The sequence below is a fragment of the Burkholderia sp. Bp8998 genome (assembly GCF_003854235.1).
In the GTDB taxonomy this organism is placed as follows: domain Bacteria; phylum Pseudomonadota; class Gammaproteobacteria; order Burkholderiales; family Burkholderiaceae; genus Burkholderia.
This window is the reverse complement of record NZ_QTQF01000002.1, coordinates 63,981-79,576: the sequence shown is the minus strand read 5'-3', so window position 1 is coordinate 79,576 and position 15,596 is coordinate 63,981. Positions and strand designations below refer to the sequence as shown.

The window sequence follows — 15,596 nt, the reverse complement described above, 5'->3', positions numbered from 1 at the left end:
GCTCAGGCGAGCGGGAAGATCGCGTTGATCTGCCCGGTGCCCGAGCTCGCGAAATAGTCGGTGACGATCTCGACGGGCTTGTCGTAGCGATCCCAGCCGAGCAGGCCGAGCAGCATCGCCGTGTCGTGCATGCCGCCTTCGCCGTGACAATGCGTGTTGTACTCGGGCAGCATTGCGCAGAAGGTCTTGAAATCGCCCTGCTTCCACAGCTCGACCACGCGCAGGTCGACCTGCCGGAAGAATTCGCGGCTGATCTGGTGGATCGATTCCTCGGGGCTGCCGTTGTCGTTGAAGCGATGCGACAGCGAGCCGCTCGCTAGGAACGCGACGTTCGAATCGCTCTTTTCGATCGCCTCGAGCAGCGCCTCGCCGAAGCGCCGGCTTTCGTCGAGCGTGTGCCACATGCACCATCCGGCGATCGACACGACCTTGAAGTGCTGGTCGCTATTCATGTAGCGCATCGGCACGAGCGTGCCGTATTCGAGTTCGAGGCTGTCGATCTCGTGCGCGCGCGTCGCGATGCCGCGCGCGCTGGCCGTCTCCGCGATCAGGCGGCCGAGTGCCGGATTGCCCGGATACGCGTACTCCATGTCGCGGATGAAATGCGGCAGCTCGTTGCTGGTATACGTGCCCGCGAACCGCGCATTGCAGTTCACGTGATAGCCGGCGTTGACGAGCCAGTGCACGTCCGACACGACAATCGTGTCGACGCCGAGCGCGCGGCAGCGCTCGCCGATCAGTTGATGGCCGCGGATCGCCGCCTCGCGGCAGCCGTGATGCCTGCCGGGCAATTCCGACAGGTACATCGACGGCACGTGCGTGATCTTCGCGGCGAGGGACAGTGTGCCCATCGTCAAGTCTCCTTACTTTTATGCGGCGAAACGCCCCACGCCCGTTACACGCCCCAGCGGGGAATGTGATGCGAACCCATCGAGATGCACACGTTCTTGATTTCCGCGAACACCTCGAAGCTGTACTCGCCGCCCTCGCGCCCTGTGCCCGACTCCTTCACGCCGCCGAACGGCTGGCGCAGGTCGCGCACGTTCTGGCTGTTCACGAACACCATCCCGGCCTCGATGCCGCGCGCGAGGCGGTGCACCTTGCCGACATCCTGGGTCCAGATGTACGACGCGAGCCCATAGGACGTATCGTTCGCGAGCCGCAGCCCTTCTTCCTCGTCCTCGAACGGAATCAAGCACGCGACCGGCCCGAAGATCTCTTCCTGCGCGATGCGCATCCGGTTGTCGACATCGGCGAACACGGTCGGCCGCACGAAGTTGCCGTTGCGCAGATGGTCGGCGAGACCGGCCGGCTTGTCCGCGCCGCCCGCGACCACGCGCGCGCCTTCCTGCTCGCCGATCCGGATATAGCCGGTCACCTTCTCCCAGTGCTGGCGCGTGATCATCGCACCGAGCTGCGTGCCCGGGTCGGAAGGATCGCCGACCACCAGGTTGTTCGCGCGGCGCGCGAATTCCTGCACGAAGCGGTCGTAGATCGTGCGCTGCACGAAGATCCGCGAGCCCGCGGTACAGCGCTCGCCGTTGATCGAGAAGATCGTGAACAGCGACGCGTCGAGCGCGCGGTCGAAATCGGCATCGTCGAAGATCAGCACCGGCGACTTGCCGCCGAGCTCCATCGAATACTTCTTCAGGCCCGCGCGCTCCATGATCCGCTTGCCCGTGACCGTGCCGCCCGTGAACGACACCGCGCGCACGTCGGGATGGCGCACCAGCGCATCGCCGGCGGTCGCGCCGTAACCCTGCACGACATTCAGCACGCCCGGCGGAATGCCGGCCTCGAGCGCGAGCCGGCCGAGCTGGTCGGCCGTCAGCGGCGACAGCTCCGACATCTTCAGCACGGCCGTGTTGCCGAGCGCGAGACACGGCGCCGTCTTCCACGTCGCGGTCATGAACGGCACGTTCCACGGCGACACCAGCGCACACACACCGACCGGCTGGTACAGCGTGTAGTTCAGCATCTGGTCGTCGACCGGATACGTGCGGCCATTCATCTGCACGCACACTTCCGCGAAGAAATTGAAGTTCTCGGACGCGCGCGGAATCAGCTGCTTGCTCGTCTGCGCGATCGGCAGGCCGGTATCCTGCGTCTCGAGCGCGGCGAGCTTCGGCACGTTCTTCTCGATCAGCTCGCCGAGCTTGCGCATCAGCTTCGCGCGCTCCTTCGCGGGCGTGTTCGCCCACTTCGGGAACGCGTCCTTCGCCGCACGCACGGCCGCGTCGACCTCGGCCTCGCCGGCCGACGCGACGTCGGCGATCACGTCGCCCGTCGCGGGGTTCAGCGTCGTGAAGGTCTCGCGGCTCTCGACTTCGCGGCCGTCGATCCAGTGCTTGATGGTCATCTGCTCTCCTTGGGCGACGGGCTCAGCCGGCGCGATAGTAGTCTGCTTCGCCGACGATCGTGTTCACGAGCCGGCCGATCCCTTCGATTTCGGTCACCACCTCGTCGCCCGGCTTCGTGTCGGCCAACCCTTCCGGCGTGCCGGTCAGGATCAGGTCGCCCGGCGAGAGCGTCATGAAGCTGCTGATGTGCTCGATCAACGCAGGGACGTCGAAGATCATGTCGCGCGTGCTGCCGCGCTGCGTCTCCTGGCCGTTCACCGTCGTGCGCAGCATCAGGTCGCCCGCGTCGCCGATCTCGTCCCGGCTCACGAACCACGGCCCGAGCGGCGTGCAGGTGTCGCGGTTCTTCACGCGAAGGTTCGGACGGTAGTAGTTTTCGAGGTAATCGCGGATCGCGTAGTCGTTCGCGACCGTGTAGCCGGCGACGTGGTCGAGCGCCTGCGCGCGGCTCACGTTGCGCGCCGGGCGGCCGATCACGACGGCCAGTTCGCACTCGTAGTGCATGTGCGTCGCATCCGCCGGGCGCACGGTGCGCGACCGGTGGCCGATGAACGTGTTCGGCCCCTTCAGGAAGATCAGCGGCTCGCTCGGCGCGTTGAACGCAAGCTCCTTCGCGTGGTCCGCGTAGTTGAGGCCGAGCGCGAACGTCGTGCGCGGCGCGACGGGCGGCAGCCACGTCACCCCGTCCTCGGCGACCACGCGCCCCGTGTCGAGGCGGATCGCGCCGTCGCCAGCCGGTTCGGCCGCATGCAGTGCGCCGTTGTAGATCACGCGCGCCGTCTTCATCGTGCCCCCTCCGCAATCAGCGTATGCCGCAACGTGCCGATGCCGGCGGCGGCAATCTCGATCGTGCTGCCCGCGCGGGCACGCGGGGCGCCGCCCGCGACGCCGAGCAACAGCACGTCGCCCGCGTCGAACGACATGAACGCCGTCACGTCGGCGATCAGTTCGCGCACCGGGCGGATCAGCGTGGCGGTCGATGCGGACACCGCAGTGTCGCCGTCGATCCGCACGGTCAAGCCGATCGCGTCGACGTCGCCGAGCGCGGCCGCCGGCACGATCGCCGGACCCAGCGGGCAGAAGCCGTCGCGGCACTTGAAGCGCACGGCCGGACGGTAGTAATCGGGATGCGGGACCGACACGTCGCTCGCGAGCGTGAAGCCGTGCACGTAGTCGAGCGCCCGCGCGGCCGGCACGCGCGTCGCGCGCCGCGAGAACACGACGGCCACCGACGCGCCGATCTCCAGCGCGTCGACGCCCGCCGGCACCACGACGGCCGCGCCATCCGCCGCATACGTATTGGCCGGCTTGATGTAAAGGATCGGCGCCTGCGGCGGACGGCCGTAAGGCGGGGCGTGCACGGCATCGCCGAGCGCGTCGAGTGCGGCGCGCTCGTTGAGCAGCGCACCGTAGACGGTACCGATGGCGACCGGCAGCGGCGGCGCCGCGGCGGTCCTGCAAGACAGCTCCATGCGTCATTCCCCTGCCGCGCGTCGCGGCGCATCGTCAATACTTAACATCTTAAGTAAACAATCGAACCCTGACAACCTCGATTACCCTGATACACGAAATTCATCACCGTCGGCTGTTAAGATTGATGCGTCCCCGCCCATTCCCCACCCCGATGAACCGTACGCTCGACCATCGCAACCTGGCCATGCTGCTGCTCGAAGCCCGCGAAACGCTGATGGGCCTGTTCCGCCCCATTCTCAAGGAATTCGCGCTGACCGAACAGCAATGGCGGATCATCCGCGTGCTCGACGGCGAGCCGGCGCACGCGCTCGAAGCGGGACAGATCGCGCGCCGCTGCTGCATCCTGAGCCCGAGTCTCACGGGCGTGCTGGAACGAATGGAACGCGACGGCCTGATTACGCGCACGCGCGCGCAGGAAGATCAGCGCCGGCTGCTGGTGAGCCTGACGCCGCAAAGCAGGAAGCTGGTGACCGAAATCGGCCCGCGCATCGACGAGCAGTATCGCCAGCTCGAAGCGCGTTTCGGCCAGGACGGCCTGGACGACATCTATCGTGCTCTCGACCGGCTGATCGAGCTCGGCAGCGCGTCGTAACGGCTGCCGCCGCCGGAGCGCCGTGCACGGCGGCAAACTGAACCCGGTAACCGGCAGGCCCCGAATCGCGCGGGCGGTCAGTGCAGCGCGCCGCGCATCAGTTCCGTGACCGCGACGCCGCGCGACGTGCGCATGCATTCCTCGACGTAATCGACGAACGGCAGCGGCTCGAAATCGATTTCGTCGCGTACGCGGCGGTTGTCGAACACGCGATCGACCATCGCGAACTCCGCGCCACGCTGCAACGCCCGGCCGATCACACGCTCGAGCGCCGGATCGGACCGTCCGAGCACGTCGCGCACCACGAGCGGCAATTCGGCCGGCGCACAGGCCGCGTAGCGCGGCGCGCCCGTCATGCCGGCCGCCTCGTCCATCGCGCGCACGATCTGCGCGACCTGCGGCGCCTCGTCGCCGGCCGACACGTGATACACGTCGTGCATCAGCGTCGGCTTGACGGCCAGCAGCATCGTCGCGCGTGCGACGTCGTCGACCGACACGATGTCGATGCGCGTCATCGGCCGTGCGGTGAAGCGGCGCGCCGCGTGCGCGACGCGGAACATCCAGAACGAATTCGGCGCGGGCCGCGTGCCGAGCACCGTGTGACCGACGACGTGCGAGGGACGCACGACGACGAGCGGCAGCCCGAGCGCGCGCAGGCGCTGTTCCGTTTCCGCCTTCGCCTGCAGGTAGTCCGCCGCGAGCACCGCGCCGTGCAACCCGTCGCTACCCTGCGCCGCGTCGCTCGCCGCCGCGTCCGCCGTCTCCTCGTAAACGGTCCCGCCGCGGCCCGCGTGCGCATAGGCGGTGCCGACGTACACGAAACGCTGCAGCTGCGCTGCGTGCGCGAACCGCTCGGCGAAGCGCAGCGACTCGGCGATGTCGGCCTGCAGATGCGTACCGTCGGCCGGCGACGCATGGCCCGCGCAGTGGATCACGTGCGTCGCGCCGGCGAGACGCGGCGCGTCGGCGCCCTGCCACACGTCGCCGAGCGTACCGACGGCCACGTTCGCGTCGCCGAGGCGCGACGCCCAGTACGGCGCGAGCCCCGCGCGCAGCGCCGCTTCACGCAAACGCGCGACCGCGTGGCCGCGATTCCCGGCACGCACGACACACACGATGCGCTCGAGCAACCCTGCGTTGACGAGCGCCGTCAGCACGGTACTGCCGATGAAGCCGGTGGCGCCGGTAAGCACCAGCCCCCCGACGTTGGCCGCCGCGACCGGCGCGCTGGCCGGCGACACGAGGCTCGTGCGCCAGTTGAGCGACAACGCGGTTTTCCAGATCAGCACGATAGTCTCCTTCGAAGAATCGGCCGGACGGCGCGGCGGCGGCCCCGGATCGCGGCGCTGCGCACGGCTGTCGGCCGGGCCGGGGCCGACGCTGGCCCCGGCAATCCCGATCGGGCCGCGGCCCGCGATCGCGTCGATCGCGTCTCTGGCACGAGGCCGCGGCGCAGGATCGGGAAATGCCCAGTGTGGGGCCCGATCGCCCGCAAGTCTGTCCCGAAAGTTTCGTGAAAGTGTGCGGATTTGTGCGCGAATGTCGGAGTGTGTCGTGCCAGCCGGGCGGTCAATTCGTTGAAACGCCCGGTCGGCCGGACAATATTCGGGGTCGTCGCCGCAGGACTGCCGTCGCTGCGGGCCATCGCTTCGACGCGACACATCGACGCGCCCCGGCCTAGTCATCGCATGTCCCGGGCGGCGCCGAGGTCTGCCGGCGACACAGGGATCGTGGTGCGGCCTGCGTTTGCGCGCGGAGCCGAACGGCGCGCGTATCGTCAGACGTCCTTTCATCCGAAACCCCAATAAACTCAATGCGAATTTATTGAGGATTATCACTTGCGTTTCACGCCAGTCTATCTAGACTGGTCAAACCCAAACGGTCGAATGTGTCATTTTCTACTTCAGGAGACGATCCAATGCGCCTCACTATTCGGATTAATGGCAGCGAATCGGCAACCCGCAACGCCTACGCGGTGCTGTGGGTCGATACCGACGAGCGCCTGTGGTCACGCGAGGCACACCAGGGCATCGATCTTCCGACCTGGGGCAAGGTTCGGGACGTAGAAGGCGCAATGGCCCTCTGCGCAGCCGATAGTGGAAACGCCGTGTGCCAGTTGAAGGGCCTCTCGTTCAGCGCGACGCAGCGCGAACAGGGCCCCGCGGTGCTCGCGGGCGAGCACCCCGACGGCGCGTGGCGCCTGCAGGCGGTCGATCGTTCCACGGTGGAGCCGGAATACGAGGAATTTATTTCCGTCGCGCGATAGGTATTTTTGACACCAATCCTCTGCGGTTTCCGGGTTTATTCCAGTCTCCGCGATATTCATTTCGATATTCAGCAATAACGGCGCCTCTCTCCGAGGCGCTTTTTATTTTCCGGTCCGGAAAATAATCGGGGCCGGGTGAATTGCACGGCGGCGGCGGTAATGCCCCTGTCCGTCCACCCCGATTCCGTCCGCGGCAGCACGCAACGCTGTGCCGCCGTTTCCGCGTTCCCCCGCCTTGTTTCGTTCGCGCACGACTGGAAATGCGCGTCTTTTACGGGGCCGAAACACACTTTCCCAACATGATGTTTACTCATTTATTACAATCCTGTTATTCCGACTGACTTGCCGCCGTCCGGCGGCCCGACCCGGCCCTTGCATGAGCGTGAAAAAGAAGACCCACCCCGCCGATCCGTACGCCGCCGCGACCAAGCACCCGATGCTCGCGTCGCGCCTGCCGATGTGGCGCTCGAAGCTGGTCGTGATCATGGTGTCCCTCGGTTTCGCCGCGCTGATCGGGCGCGCGTTCTGGGTCCAGATCGCGAACCAGGATTTCTATGTCGGGCAAGGCCAGAAGCGCTACCAGCGCACGATCGAGCTCGACGCGATGCGCGGGCGCATCGTCGACCGCAACGGTGCGATGCTCGCGGTCAGCCTGTCGACCTATGAAATCTGGGCGAACCCGAAACAGGTCGCCGAAATCGACTATCCGCAGATCGCGAAGCTGCTCGACATGCCGCTTTCGGAAGTGAAGCGCCGCCTGCGCAACGACCGTACGTTCGTGCTGCTCAAGCGGCAGATCGACGCGGACACCGCAAGCCGGCTCGACAAGCTCGAGATCGACGGCATCACGCAGATCGCCGACTCGAAGCGCTTCTATCCCGAAGGCGAATCGGCCGCGCACGTGGTCGGCTTCACCAACGTCGAGGACAAGGGCCAGGAAGGCGTCGAGCTCGCCGCGAACGGGCGGCTGTCGGGTACGTCCGGGCAGCGCGAGGTGATCCGCGATCGACTCGGCCGCATCGTGTCCGACACGCGCCCGCTCGTGCCCGCTCAGCACGGTGCGACGATCGAGCTGACGATCGACCGGCGCATCCAGCAGCTCGCGTTCAGCCAGCTCAAGGCTGCGGTGCACGAGAACAACGCGGTGGCCGGCAGCGTCGTCGTGCTCGACGCGCAGAACGGCGAAATCCTCGCGCTCGCGAACTACCCGACCTTCGATCCGAACGACCGCGCCCGGCTGACGGGCCAGCAGCTGCGCAACCGTGCGGTGATCGACACGTTCGAGCCGGGCTCGACGATCAAGCCGCTCGTCGTCGCGCTGTCGATCGACGAACGCAAGGTCACGCCGAACACGATCATCAACACGTCGCCGGGCACCTACAAGATCGGCCCGGCCGTGATCCACGACACGTCGAATCACGGCTCGCTGACCGTCTCGCAGGCGCTGCAGAAGTCGAGCAACGTCGCGCTCGCGAAGCTGGCGCTGAACCTGCCCGCCGAAACGATCTGGAACAAGTACCAGGAATACGGGATCGGCCGCGCGCCGGAGCTGACGTTCCCGGGCGTCGCGTCGGGCCGCCTGCGCGGCTACAAGCGCTGGCGGCCGATCGAGCAGGCGACGATGGCGTATGGCTACGGGTTGTCGATGTCGCTGCTGCAGATCGCGCAGACCTACACCGCCTATGCGGGCGATGGCACGCTGCACCCGGTGTCGCTGCTGAAGAACGGCACCGACCCGCAGACGATCGCGGCCCATCGCGGCCACCGCGTGACGTCGTCGCAGACCGCGGCGGCGATCCGCACGATGCTCGAGTCGGCCGTCGGCGAAGGCGGCACGGGGCGCCGCGCGCGCGTCGACGGCTACCGGATCGGCGGCAAGACGGGCACGGCGCGCAAGCAGGTCGGTGCGACCTATGCGAAGGGCAAGTACCGCGCGCTGTTCGCGGGAATGGCGCCGATGAGCAACCCGCGCCTGATCGTCGCGGTGATGATCGACGAGCCGCGCGGCAAGGGCTATTACGGCGGCACGGTGGCCGGCCCGGTGTTCTCGTCGGTCACGAGCGGCTCGCTGCAGTTGCTCGGCGTGCCGCCCGACGCACCGGTCGAGCCGACGCCGAATGCGCCGCTCAAGGCTGCCGCACCGCAGAAGACGGTCGCGGCGCCGAAGGCCGCCGTGCAACCGAAGACGGCAGCCGCGCAGAAGGCGTCGGCACCAGTGAAAACGGCCGCGCAATCCGGCGCGGCCGCCCAGGCGAAGGCGGCGGCAGGCTGAAGCCTGCCGGGGTGTACCGGGCGCCGCGCGTCGCGAACAGGCCGCCTGTTCGCCGTGTCGAATGCCTCGCACACGCCCTTTCGACGGCCGGCGCACTCCCGCTATCCGCGCCAACCCGGCCGCGCGACCGTCAATGCGCGTGCGCGGCCGCCAGCGGTTTCGCCATCCTGCCGAGCACGTGCTCGGTCATCCCGCGCGCGAGTTCGCTCTCGCCCATGAACACGGTGCCGATGCCCTCGCTCGACAGCAAGTCGGCCTCGTCGCTGCTGTTCGTGCACAGCACGACCTCCAGCGCCGGGTTCAGCGTGCGCGAGATCTCGACGATCTGCCGCACGTCGAATACGTCCGGCAGCGTGACGACCAGCATCCCGGCGCGTGCGATATGCGCCTGCACGAGCACGACCGGCTCGATCGCGTCGCCCGACACGGCCGCGACGCCGTCCGCGCGCAGCTTCTCGACGAGCTCGCGATTCTGCTCGACGACGACATAGGCGATCCCGCGCTCGTCCAGCGCATGCGCGATCCGCGTGCCGACCTTGCCGTAGCCGACGATCACGACCTGCCCGGTCAGATGCGTCTGCGGTGTCGACATCGGCAGCGCGGCGAGCGGATCGTCGCGTGCCTCGAGCTTGCGCGCGAACGCCGAATGCTTGCGGATCCACGCGAGCGCCGGATCGATCATCGCGAACAGCAGCGTATTCATCGCAATCGAGATCAGCGCGACCGCGAGAATCAGGCTCTGTCCTTCGGCCGACAGCAGCCCGAGCGCGCGACCGAGCCCCGCCAGGATGAACGAGAACTCGCCGATCTGCGCGAGGCCCGCGCCGACCGTCAGCGCGGTGTTCAGCGGATAACGGAACGCGATCACGAGCGCGACCGCCGCGAGCGTCTTGCCGATCAGCACGATCGCCGCGACCTCGATCACGTGCAGCGGCTCTTCGAGCAGCACCTTCGGGTCGAACAGCATCCCGACTGAAATGAAGAACAGCACCGAGAATGCGTCGCGCAGCGGCAGCGTCTCGTCGGCCGCGCGCCGGCTGAACTCCGACTCGCGCATCATCATCCCGGCGAAGAATGCGCCGAGCGCGAACGACACGTCGAACAGCTTCGCCGCGCCGAACGCGATGCCGACCGCCGCGGCAATCATGCACAGTGTGAACAGCTCGCGCGAACCGGTGCGTGCGACGAGCCACAGGATGCGCGGGAACACGCGCTTGCCGACCACGAGCATCAGCGCGATGAACGCGGCGACCTTCAGCATCGTGACGCCGAGCGTGCCCCACACGCTGCCGCCGGCCGCGTGCGCGTCGCCGGGCGGTGTGCCGCCGAGCAGCCCCGCGACGGGCGGCAGCAGCACGAGCACGAGCACCATCACGAGATCCTCGACGACGAGCCAGCCGACCGCAATGCGCCCGTTCACCGTCTCGACGAGCCCGCGCCCCTCGAGCGCCCGCAACAGCACGACCGTGCTCGCGACCGACAGCGCGAGCCCGAACACGAGCGCGGCACCCAGGCTCCAGCCCCATGTGAGCGCGAGCCCGCCGCCGAGCAGCGTCGCGACGGTAATCTGGACAACGGCGCCCGGCAGCGCGATCTTGCGCACCGCGAGCAGGTCGCCGAGCGAGAAATGAAGGCCGACGCCGAACATCAGCAGCATCACGCCGACTTCGGCGAGCTGCTGCGCGAGCGACAGGTCGCCGACGAAACCGGGCGTGCCGGGGCCGATCACGATCCCGGCGAGCAGGTAGCCGACGAGCGGCGGCATTTTCAGCAGCGACGCGAGGTAACCGAAGATCATCGCGAGACCGAAACCGGCCGCGAGCAACGCAATCAGGCTGATGTCATGAGGCATCCCCCCTCCCGAATTCCTGTAACGATTTAGTAAGGTTCAAGAATGGAAGGATAAGGGATGAGGCGGAAAATTGGCGCGCCACGACGAAAAATTCACGCGATGGCACGCCATTGCAGGGGTACAACCCCGGGCGGGGGAACGCGCCCCGCGGGCCGGCCGGCGCCGCGAGGCGGATCGAACCGGCGGGGCCGCATGCCCCGCCGCGTGCGTCAGCGCGACGCCTGCGGGAACCGCGCGCCCGGCGGCGGCTCCGGCCGCGTCGACGGCGTGCCCTTGCGCACCTTCGCGACCTGCGCGGCCGTGATCGCCGCACCCGTGTTGCCCCAGCTCGTGCGCACGAAGTTCGACACGTCCGCGACTTCCTGGTCCGACAGGCGCCAGCCGAACGGCGGCATCGTGAAGGCCGACGGCGCCGCATGCGTGCCCTGCAGCGCGCTGCCTTCCAGCACGACGTGGATCAGCGACGTCGGATCCTCGCCCTGCACGACCGGGTTGCCGGCGAGCGCCGGGAACACGCGCGTGTAGCCGTGGCCGTCGCTGCGGTGACACGCCATGCAGTTGTCGCGATAGACGGCCGCGCCCGGCCTGCCCGCGTCGCCGGCCTGCAGCGCCTTCGCCGCGGCCGCGTCGTACACGTGCGGCTGCTCGCCCTGCACGCGCGGCGGCAGCGTCTTCAGGTAGCGCGCGATCGCGGTCAGGTCGGCGTCGCTCATGTGCTGCATGCTGTGGCCGACCACGTCCGTCATCCCGCCGAACGCGGCCGTGCGCAGCGTGCGGCCGGTCTTCAGGAACTGCACGATCTCGGTTTCGTCCCACGTGCCGAGCCCCGTGCGCGGCTCGCCGCGCAGGCTCGTCGGCACCCAGCCGTCGATCGCCGCGCCGCCGGCCAGGAAGTCGAGGCCGCCCGCGTCGGTCAGCGCGCGCTCCTGCATCGTCACCGCGCGCGGCGTGTGGCACGCGCCGCAATGGCCGAGACCCTGCACGAGATACGCGCCGCGCGCGACCACCGGATCGGTGTACGGCGCCGCATCGAACGGTTTCGGCGTCGGCGCGAACAGCTTGCGCCAGAACGTCAGCGGCCAGCGCATCGACAGCGGCCACACGATGTCGACCGCGCGGTTCTCGCGCTCGACCGGTGCGACGCCGTGCATGAAGTACGCGTACAGCGCCTTCACGTCGTCGTCGCTCAGGCGCGCGTAGGACGGGTACGGCATCGCCGGGTACATCGTGTCGCCGTTCTTGCGGACGCCCGCGCGCACGGCATGGGCGAAGTCGCCGAGCGTCCAGCCGCCGAGGCCCGTCTTCGGGTCCGGCGTGATGTTGGTCGAATAGATCGCGCCGACCGGCGTGTCGAACTTCAGCCCGCCCGCGAACGGCTTGCCGCCGCTCGCGGTATGGCACGCGATGCAGTCGCCCGCGCGGGCCAGATATTCGCCGCGCTTGACGAGGTTCGCATCGGCCGACTGGGCGACCGGTGCGGCCGACGGGCCCGAAGCCGCGGCCGGCGCCGCCGGTTGCGCGAAGGCCGACCCGCCGGCGAGACCGAACGCCGCCCATGCCGTGCCGATCGCCAGTACGCGCCGCAGCGGGGCAATCCGGCACGCGGCGTTGTGGTGGTTCACTGTCCTCTTCATGCGGTCACCAGCGGGGCGGGATTTTTCAGGTATTGCTCGCGGATCGCGCGTGCCGACCAGTAGGCCAGCGCCGCGATGATCCCGGTCGGGTTGTAGCCGATGCCCTGCGGCAGCGCCGACGCGCCCATCACGAACACGTTGTGCACGTCCCAGCACTGCAGGTAACGGTTCAGCACGCTCGTCTTCGGATCGGTGCCCATGATCGCGCCGCCGACCAGGTGGGTCGTCTGGTACGCGCGCGAATCGAAGTGCTTGCCGAACTCGCGCGTCGACACGCCGATTGCCTTCGGCCCCATCGCCTCCGCGATCTTCTTCATCTGCCCGGTCACGTACTGCGCCATCTTGATGTCGTTGTCCTTCCAGTCGAAGGTCATCCGCAACAGCGGCTGGCCGTACGAATCGCGATAGGTCGGATCGAGGTCGAGGTACACGTCGCGGTACGACATGTTCGTACCGTGCGCGTCCATCGAGATCGTGTGCGCGTAGTTGTCCTTCACGGCCTTCTTCCAGGCGGCGCCCCACTGCGGCGTGCCCGGCGGCGTCGCGATGCCGCTGATCGGCTTCACGCCGGCCTGGTTCACCCACAGCGGCGAGCCGCCGACGAAGCCGAGCGGGCCGTGGTCGAAGTTGTCCGCGTTGAAGTCGTCCACCGCGACACCGTTGCCGCCCGCGCCGATGAACGGGTTCGTGTAGGTATCCTTGTCGAAGAACGCCTTGATCGTCGACAGGTTCTGGTACGCGAAATTGCGGCCCACCACGCCTTCGCCCGAGATCGGGTCGTACGGCTTGCCGATGCCCGACAGCAACAGCAGGTGCACGTTGTGATACTGGAACGCGGCGACGATCACGAGATCGGCCGGCTGGTGCACTTCACGGCCGGCCGGGTCGACGTAAGTGACGCCCGTCGCGCGCTTCCTCGTGTCGTCGAGGTCCACGCGCAGCACGTGGCACTTCGAGCGCAGTTCGAAGTTCGACACCTGCTTCAGCGCGGGCAGGATGTTCAGGTTCGGCGACGCCTTCGAGTACATGTAGCACGCGTAGCCGCTGCAGTAGCCGCAGAAGTTGCACGGCCCCATCTGCACGCCATAGGGATTCGTGTACGGCCCCGACGTGTTCGCCGACGGCAGCCGGTACGGATGCAGCCCGAGCGATTTCGCGGCATCGGAGAAGCGCTGCGCCGAATACGTATTGAGCTGCGCGGGCAGCGGGAAGTTGTCGCTGCGATTCGCCTCGAACACGTTGCCGTCGCCGACCACCTTGCCGCCGACCTTGTATGCCTGCCCCGACGTGCCGAACACCTTCTCGGCGAAATCGAAATACGGCTCGAGCTCGTCGTAGCTGACGCCCGTGTCCTGGATCGTCATCCCTTCGGGGATGAACTTCTTGCCGTAGCGCTCTTCGTAGTGGCTGCGCAGGCGCAACTCTTCCGGCGTGATCCGGAAATGCACGCCCGACCAGTGCAGCCCCGCACCGCCGACGCCCTCGCCCGGCAGGAACGCGGCGAGCTGCCGGTACGGCAGCGCGGTGTCGTGCACGCCGTGGCGGATCGACACGGTCGTCTTCGACAGGTCGAGGAACAGCTTCTTGCGGACGTTGTAGGTCAGCTCGTCGATCGTGTTCGGATACGCGCCGTCCGGATAGGTGTCGCGATACTCGCCGCGCTCGAGCGCGACGACGTTCAGGCCCGCTTCGGTCAGTTCCTTCGCGAGAATCGCGCCGGTCCAGCCGAAGCCGACGATCACCGCATCGACGTGCGGCTTCTTTTCTGCGGCCATCAGGTGCGCTCCCCGTTGATCGAGACCGGGCCGTACGGATAGGGCTTGCCGTTCTGGTTGACGAAATCCATGAAGTCGGCGCGCGCGCCCGGAAAACCGATCATCTTCCACGCCGCCATGTCGTGATTGCCGCCGTGCACCGGATCGCAGAAGTAGCCTTCGCGCGTGTTCTGCAGCAACTGGCCGAAGAACACCGTGGACGGCACGTCGTCGATCTGCGCACCGCCTTTCTCCAGCGCACCGAGCACGGTGTCGCGGGTCGGCGCGTCGAGATCGGCGAACGCCTTGCCGTGGGCCTTGTCGCAATAGCGGTTGACCGCCGCGATGCCGAGCCGGTAGATGTCGCGCGGCACGAGCTTGAGCTGGTAGCCGAGCTCGGGCACGCCCTGCTGGAACGGCCCCTGCATGTACCACGTCGCGCCGTGCGCATACGGGGTTTCCATCTGGCGGTCGATGAATTCGGGCACGCCGGATTCGAGCGCGCCGGGGCCCTCGGCGTCGGCCGGGATCAGCCGGTCGACGGCGGCCTGGACGAACGCCCACTCCTTCGCGTCGAAGAAGGTCGGCTTGTACGGCGCGCGTTCGGCGCCGGCCGACGCGGTGGAGGCATTGCCTGCCGTGGTCGAGGACGACGACGCGCGCAGGTCGCAACCGGCAACCGACGCGATCGGCACGAGCGCGACCGACGTGCGCAGGAAGCGACGACGCGAATTGGGTTTGTCGGGTGGCGTGGACATGGTCGGATGTTGATCGTTGGGGAGCGTGGTTCGGGGACGCGCATTCCGCATGCGGCATGCCCGACACGGTAGCCATGCCGCGCGCGGCCGGCCGTCCTGTTCTTGCGGTGTTGCGAACAACCTCGATACGGGCGCCGGCCGCGCATCGCGCGGTGGCGCCACCATCGAGCCGCGCGTGTGCCGGTTCCGGCGCACTGCACGGGGTCGACCTCTTCGCGGGTCTGATCGTCGGACAAATAGCGGCTTACCGCCCGCATCTGTCCTTCATCGCCATGGCCCTGTTCAACTTGGACGTCGCGCCGGCCGACGGCAAACGCAACGTGCACGGCCCTCATTCCGGGCCCGGCGACAACCGCCGCGAATTATAGATGGAACCGGTTCCATTGCCAAAGGGTTCAATGCAATTCATTACATCGAAAGACGCAATAATCTGGAAAACGTTTTCTGGAATACGCAAGAGCCGTGGCGCGGTCGCGTCGTTGATCTCGGTCCCGGACGCACGCGCGGGCTCCGCCTGATCGGCGCTCGTCGTTGTCTTGGAGGACTACCCCGCCCGCGCCGATCGGCGCTTTCCATCGCGGTGCCGGGCCGCGACGCGCGTTACGGCTTCGCTCGCGGCAAAATGGCCGCCCCGC

Annotated in this window: 13 protein-coding genes; 4 read left to right on the top strand and 9 right to left on the bottom strand. The window is 67.7% G+C overall.

The window, feature by feature from the left end:
* Positions 1-2: 2 nt before the first annotated feature.
* Genes hpaD through DIE06_RS03225 form a run of 4 tightly spaced genes read right to left on the bottom strand, consistent with a single transcriptional unit; the run spans position 3 to position 3,832 of the window.
* Positions 3-851 (bottom strand): 3,4-dihydroxyphenylacetate 2,3-dioxygenase, encoded by an 849-nt coding sequence (gene hpaD, locus DIE06_RS03240; protein WP_124660100.1) that lies wholly within the window; start codon positions 849-851, stop codon positions 3-5.
* Between the two features lie 44 nt (positions 852-895).
* Positions 896-2,359, bottom strand: coding sequence for a 5-carboxymethyl-2-hydroxymuconate semialdehyde dehydrogenase (gene hpaE / locus DIE06_RS03235; RefSeq protein WP_124660099.1), 1,464 nt, complete (start codon positions 2,357-2,359; stop codon positions 896-898).
* A gap of 22 nt (positions 2,360-2,381) precedes the next feature.
* Positions 2,382-3,146, bottom strand: coding sequence for a fumarylacetoacetate hydrolase family protein (locus DIE06_RS03230; RefSeq protein WP_124660098.1), 765 nt, complete (start codon positions 3,144-3,146; stop codon positions 2,382-2,384).
* A complete protein-coding gene (locus DIE06_RS03225; RefSeq protein WP_124660097.1) occupies positions 3,143-3,832 on the bottom strand; it encodes a fumarylacetoacetate hydrolase family protein in 690 nt (229 codons plus the stop codon). The genes DIE06_RS03230 and DIE06_RS03225 overlap by 4 nt, the downstream gene beginning before the upstream one ends.
* Before the next feature lie 152 nt (positions 3,833-3,984).
* Here DIE06_RS03225 and hpaR point away from each other — a divergent pair, with 152 nt between their 5' ends.
* Complete coding sequence (gene hpaR, locus DIE06_RS03220) at positions 3,985-4,425, top strand: homoprotocatechuate degradation operon regulator HpaR (protein ID WP_124660096.1); 441 nt, start codon at positions 3,985-3,987, stop codon at positions 4,423-4,425.
* Positions 4,426-4,502: 77 nt separating this feature from the next.
* Here the strand turns inward: hpaR and DIE06_RS03215 are convergent, their stop codons facing one another.
* Positions 4,503-5,714 (bottom strand): SDR family oxidoreductase, encoded by a 1,212-nt coding sequence (locus DIE06_RS03215; protein ID WP_124660095.1) that lies wholly within the window; start codon positions 5,712-5,714, stop codon positions 4,503-4,505.
* A 629-nt stretch (positions 5,715-6,343) separates the two neighbouring features.
* On the opposite strand from DIE06_RS03215, the gene DIE06_RS03210 reads away from it, so the two are divergent.
* Positions 6,344-6,691, top strand: coding sequence for a DUF3564 family protein (locus DIE06_RS03210; protein WP_124660094.1), 348 nt, complete (start codon positions 6,344-6,346; stop codon positions 6,689-6,691).
* Between the two features lie 376 nt (positions 6,692-7,067).
* A complete protein-coding gene (locus tag DIE06_RS03205) occupies positions 7,068-8,963 on the top strand; it encodes a penicillin-binding protein 2 (RefSeq protein ID WP_124660093.1) in 1,896 nt (631 codons plus the stop codon).
* A gap of 130 nt (positions 8,964-9,093) precedes the next feature.
* Here the strand turns inward: DIE06_RS03205 and DIE06_RS03200 are convergent, their stop codons facing one another.
* The 4 genes from DIE06_RS03200 to DIE06_RS03185 form a co-directional block, all read right to left on the bottom strand.
* Complete coding sequence (locus DIE06_RS03200) at positions 9,094-10,815, bottom strand: cation:proton antiporter (protein ID WP_124660092.1); 1,722 nt, start codon at positions 10,813-10,815, stop codon at positions 9,094-9,096.
* Positions 10,816-11,024: 209 nt separating this feature from the next.
* Complete coding sequence (locus tag DIE06_RS03195; RefSeq protein WP_124660091.1) at positions 11,025-12,449, bottom strand: cytochrome c; 1,425 nt, start codon at positions 12,447-12,449, stop codon at positions 11,025-11,027.
* Entirely contained in the window at positions 12,446-14,224 is a 1,779-nt protein-coding gene (locus DIE06_RS03190) for a GMC family oxidoreductase (protein ID WP_124660090.1), read from the bottom strand. The genes DIE06_RS03195 and DIE06_RS03190 overlap by 4 nt, the downstream gene beginning before the upstream one ends.
* On the bottom strand, positions 14,224-14,961 hold the full coding sequence (locus DIE06_RS03185) for a gluconate 2-dehydrogenase subunit 3 family protein (RefSeq protein ID WP_124660089.1): 738 nt from the start codon (positions 14,959-14,961) through the stop codon (positions 14,224-14,226). The genes DIE06_RS03190 and DIE06_RS03185 overlap by 1 nt, the downstream gene beginning before the upstream one ends.
* Positions 14,962-15,017: 56 nt before the next feature.
* Between DIE06_RS03185 and DIE06_RS03180 the strand changes: the two genes are divergently transcribed.
* The gene (locus DIE06_RS03180; protein WP_260433519.1) at positions 15,018-15,329 is read left to right on the top strand and encodes a hypothetical protein; all 312 of its coding nucleotides are present in this window, start codon (positions 15,018-15,020) and stop codon (positions 15,327-15,329) included.
* Positions 15,330-15,596 lie beyond the last annotated feature (267 nt).

Coding starts and splice junctions, on each gene's coding strand:
- hpaD (WP_124660100.1), bottom strand. CDS start 851: ATGGGCACACTGTCCCTCGCCGCGAAGATCACGCACGTGCCGTCGATG.
- hpaE (WP_124660099.1), bottom strand. CDS start 2,359: ATGACCATCAAGCACTGGATCGACGGCCGCGAAGTCGAGAGCCGCGAG.
- DIE06_RS03230 (WP_124660098.1), bottom strand. CDS start 3,146: ATGAAGACGGCGCGCGTGATCTACAACGGCGCACTGCATGCGGCCGAA.
- DIE06_RS03225 (WP_124660097.1), bottom strand. CDS start 3,832: ATGGAGCTGTCTTGCAGGACCGCCGCGGCGCCGCCGCTGCCGGTCGCC.
- hpaR (WP_124660096.1), top strand. CDS start 3,985: ATGAACCGTACGCTCGACCATCGCAACCTGGCCATGCTGCTGCTCGAA.
- DIE06_RS03210 (WP_124660094.1), top strand. CDS start 6,344: ATGCGCCTCACTATTCGGATTAATGGCAGCGAATCGGCAACCCGCAAC.
- DIE06_RS03205 (WP_124660093.1), top strand. CDS start 7,068: ATGAGCGTGAAAAAGAAGACCCACCCCGCCGATCCGTACGCCGCCGCG.
- DIE06_RS03200 (WP_124660092.1), bottom strand. CDS start 10,815: ATGCCTCATGACATCAGCCTGATTGCGTTGCTCGCGGCCGGTTTCGGT.
- DIE06_RS03195 (WP_124660091.1), bottom strand. CDS start 12,449: ATGAAGAGGACAGTGAACCACCACAACGCCGCGTGCCGGATTGCCCCG.
- DIE06_RS03190 (WP_124660090.1), bottom strand. CDS start 14,224: ATGGCCGCAGAAAAGAAGCCGCACGTCGATGCGGTGATCGTCGGCTTC.
- DIE06_RS03185 (WP_124660089.1), bottom strand. CDS start 14,961: ATGTCCACGCCACCCGACAAACCCAATTCGCGTCGTCGCTTCCTGCGC.
- DIE06_RS03180 (WP_260433519.1), top strand. CDS start 15,018: ATGCCCGACACGGTAGCCATGCCGCGCGCGGCCGGCCGTCCTGTTCTT.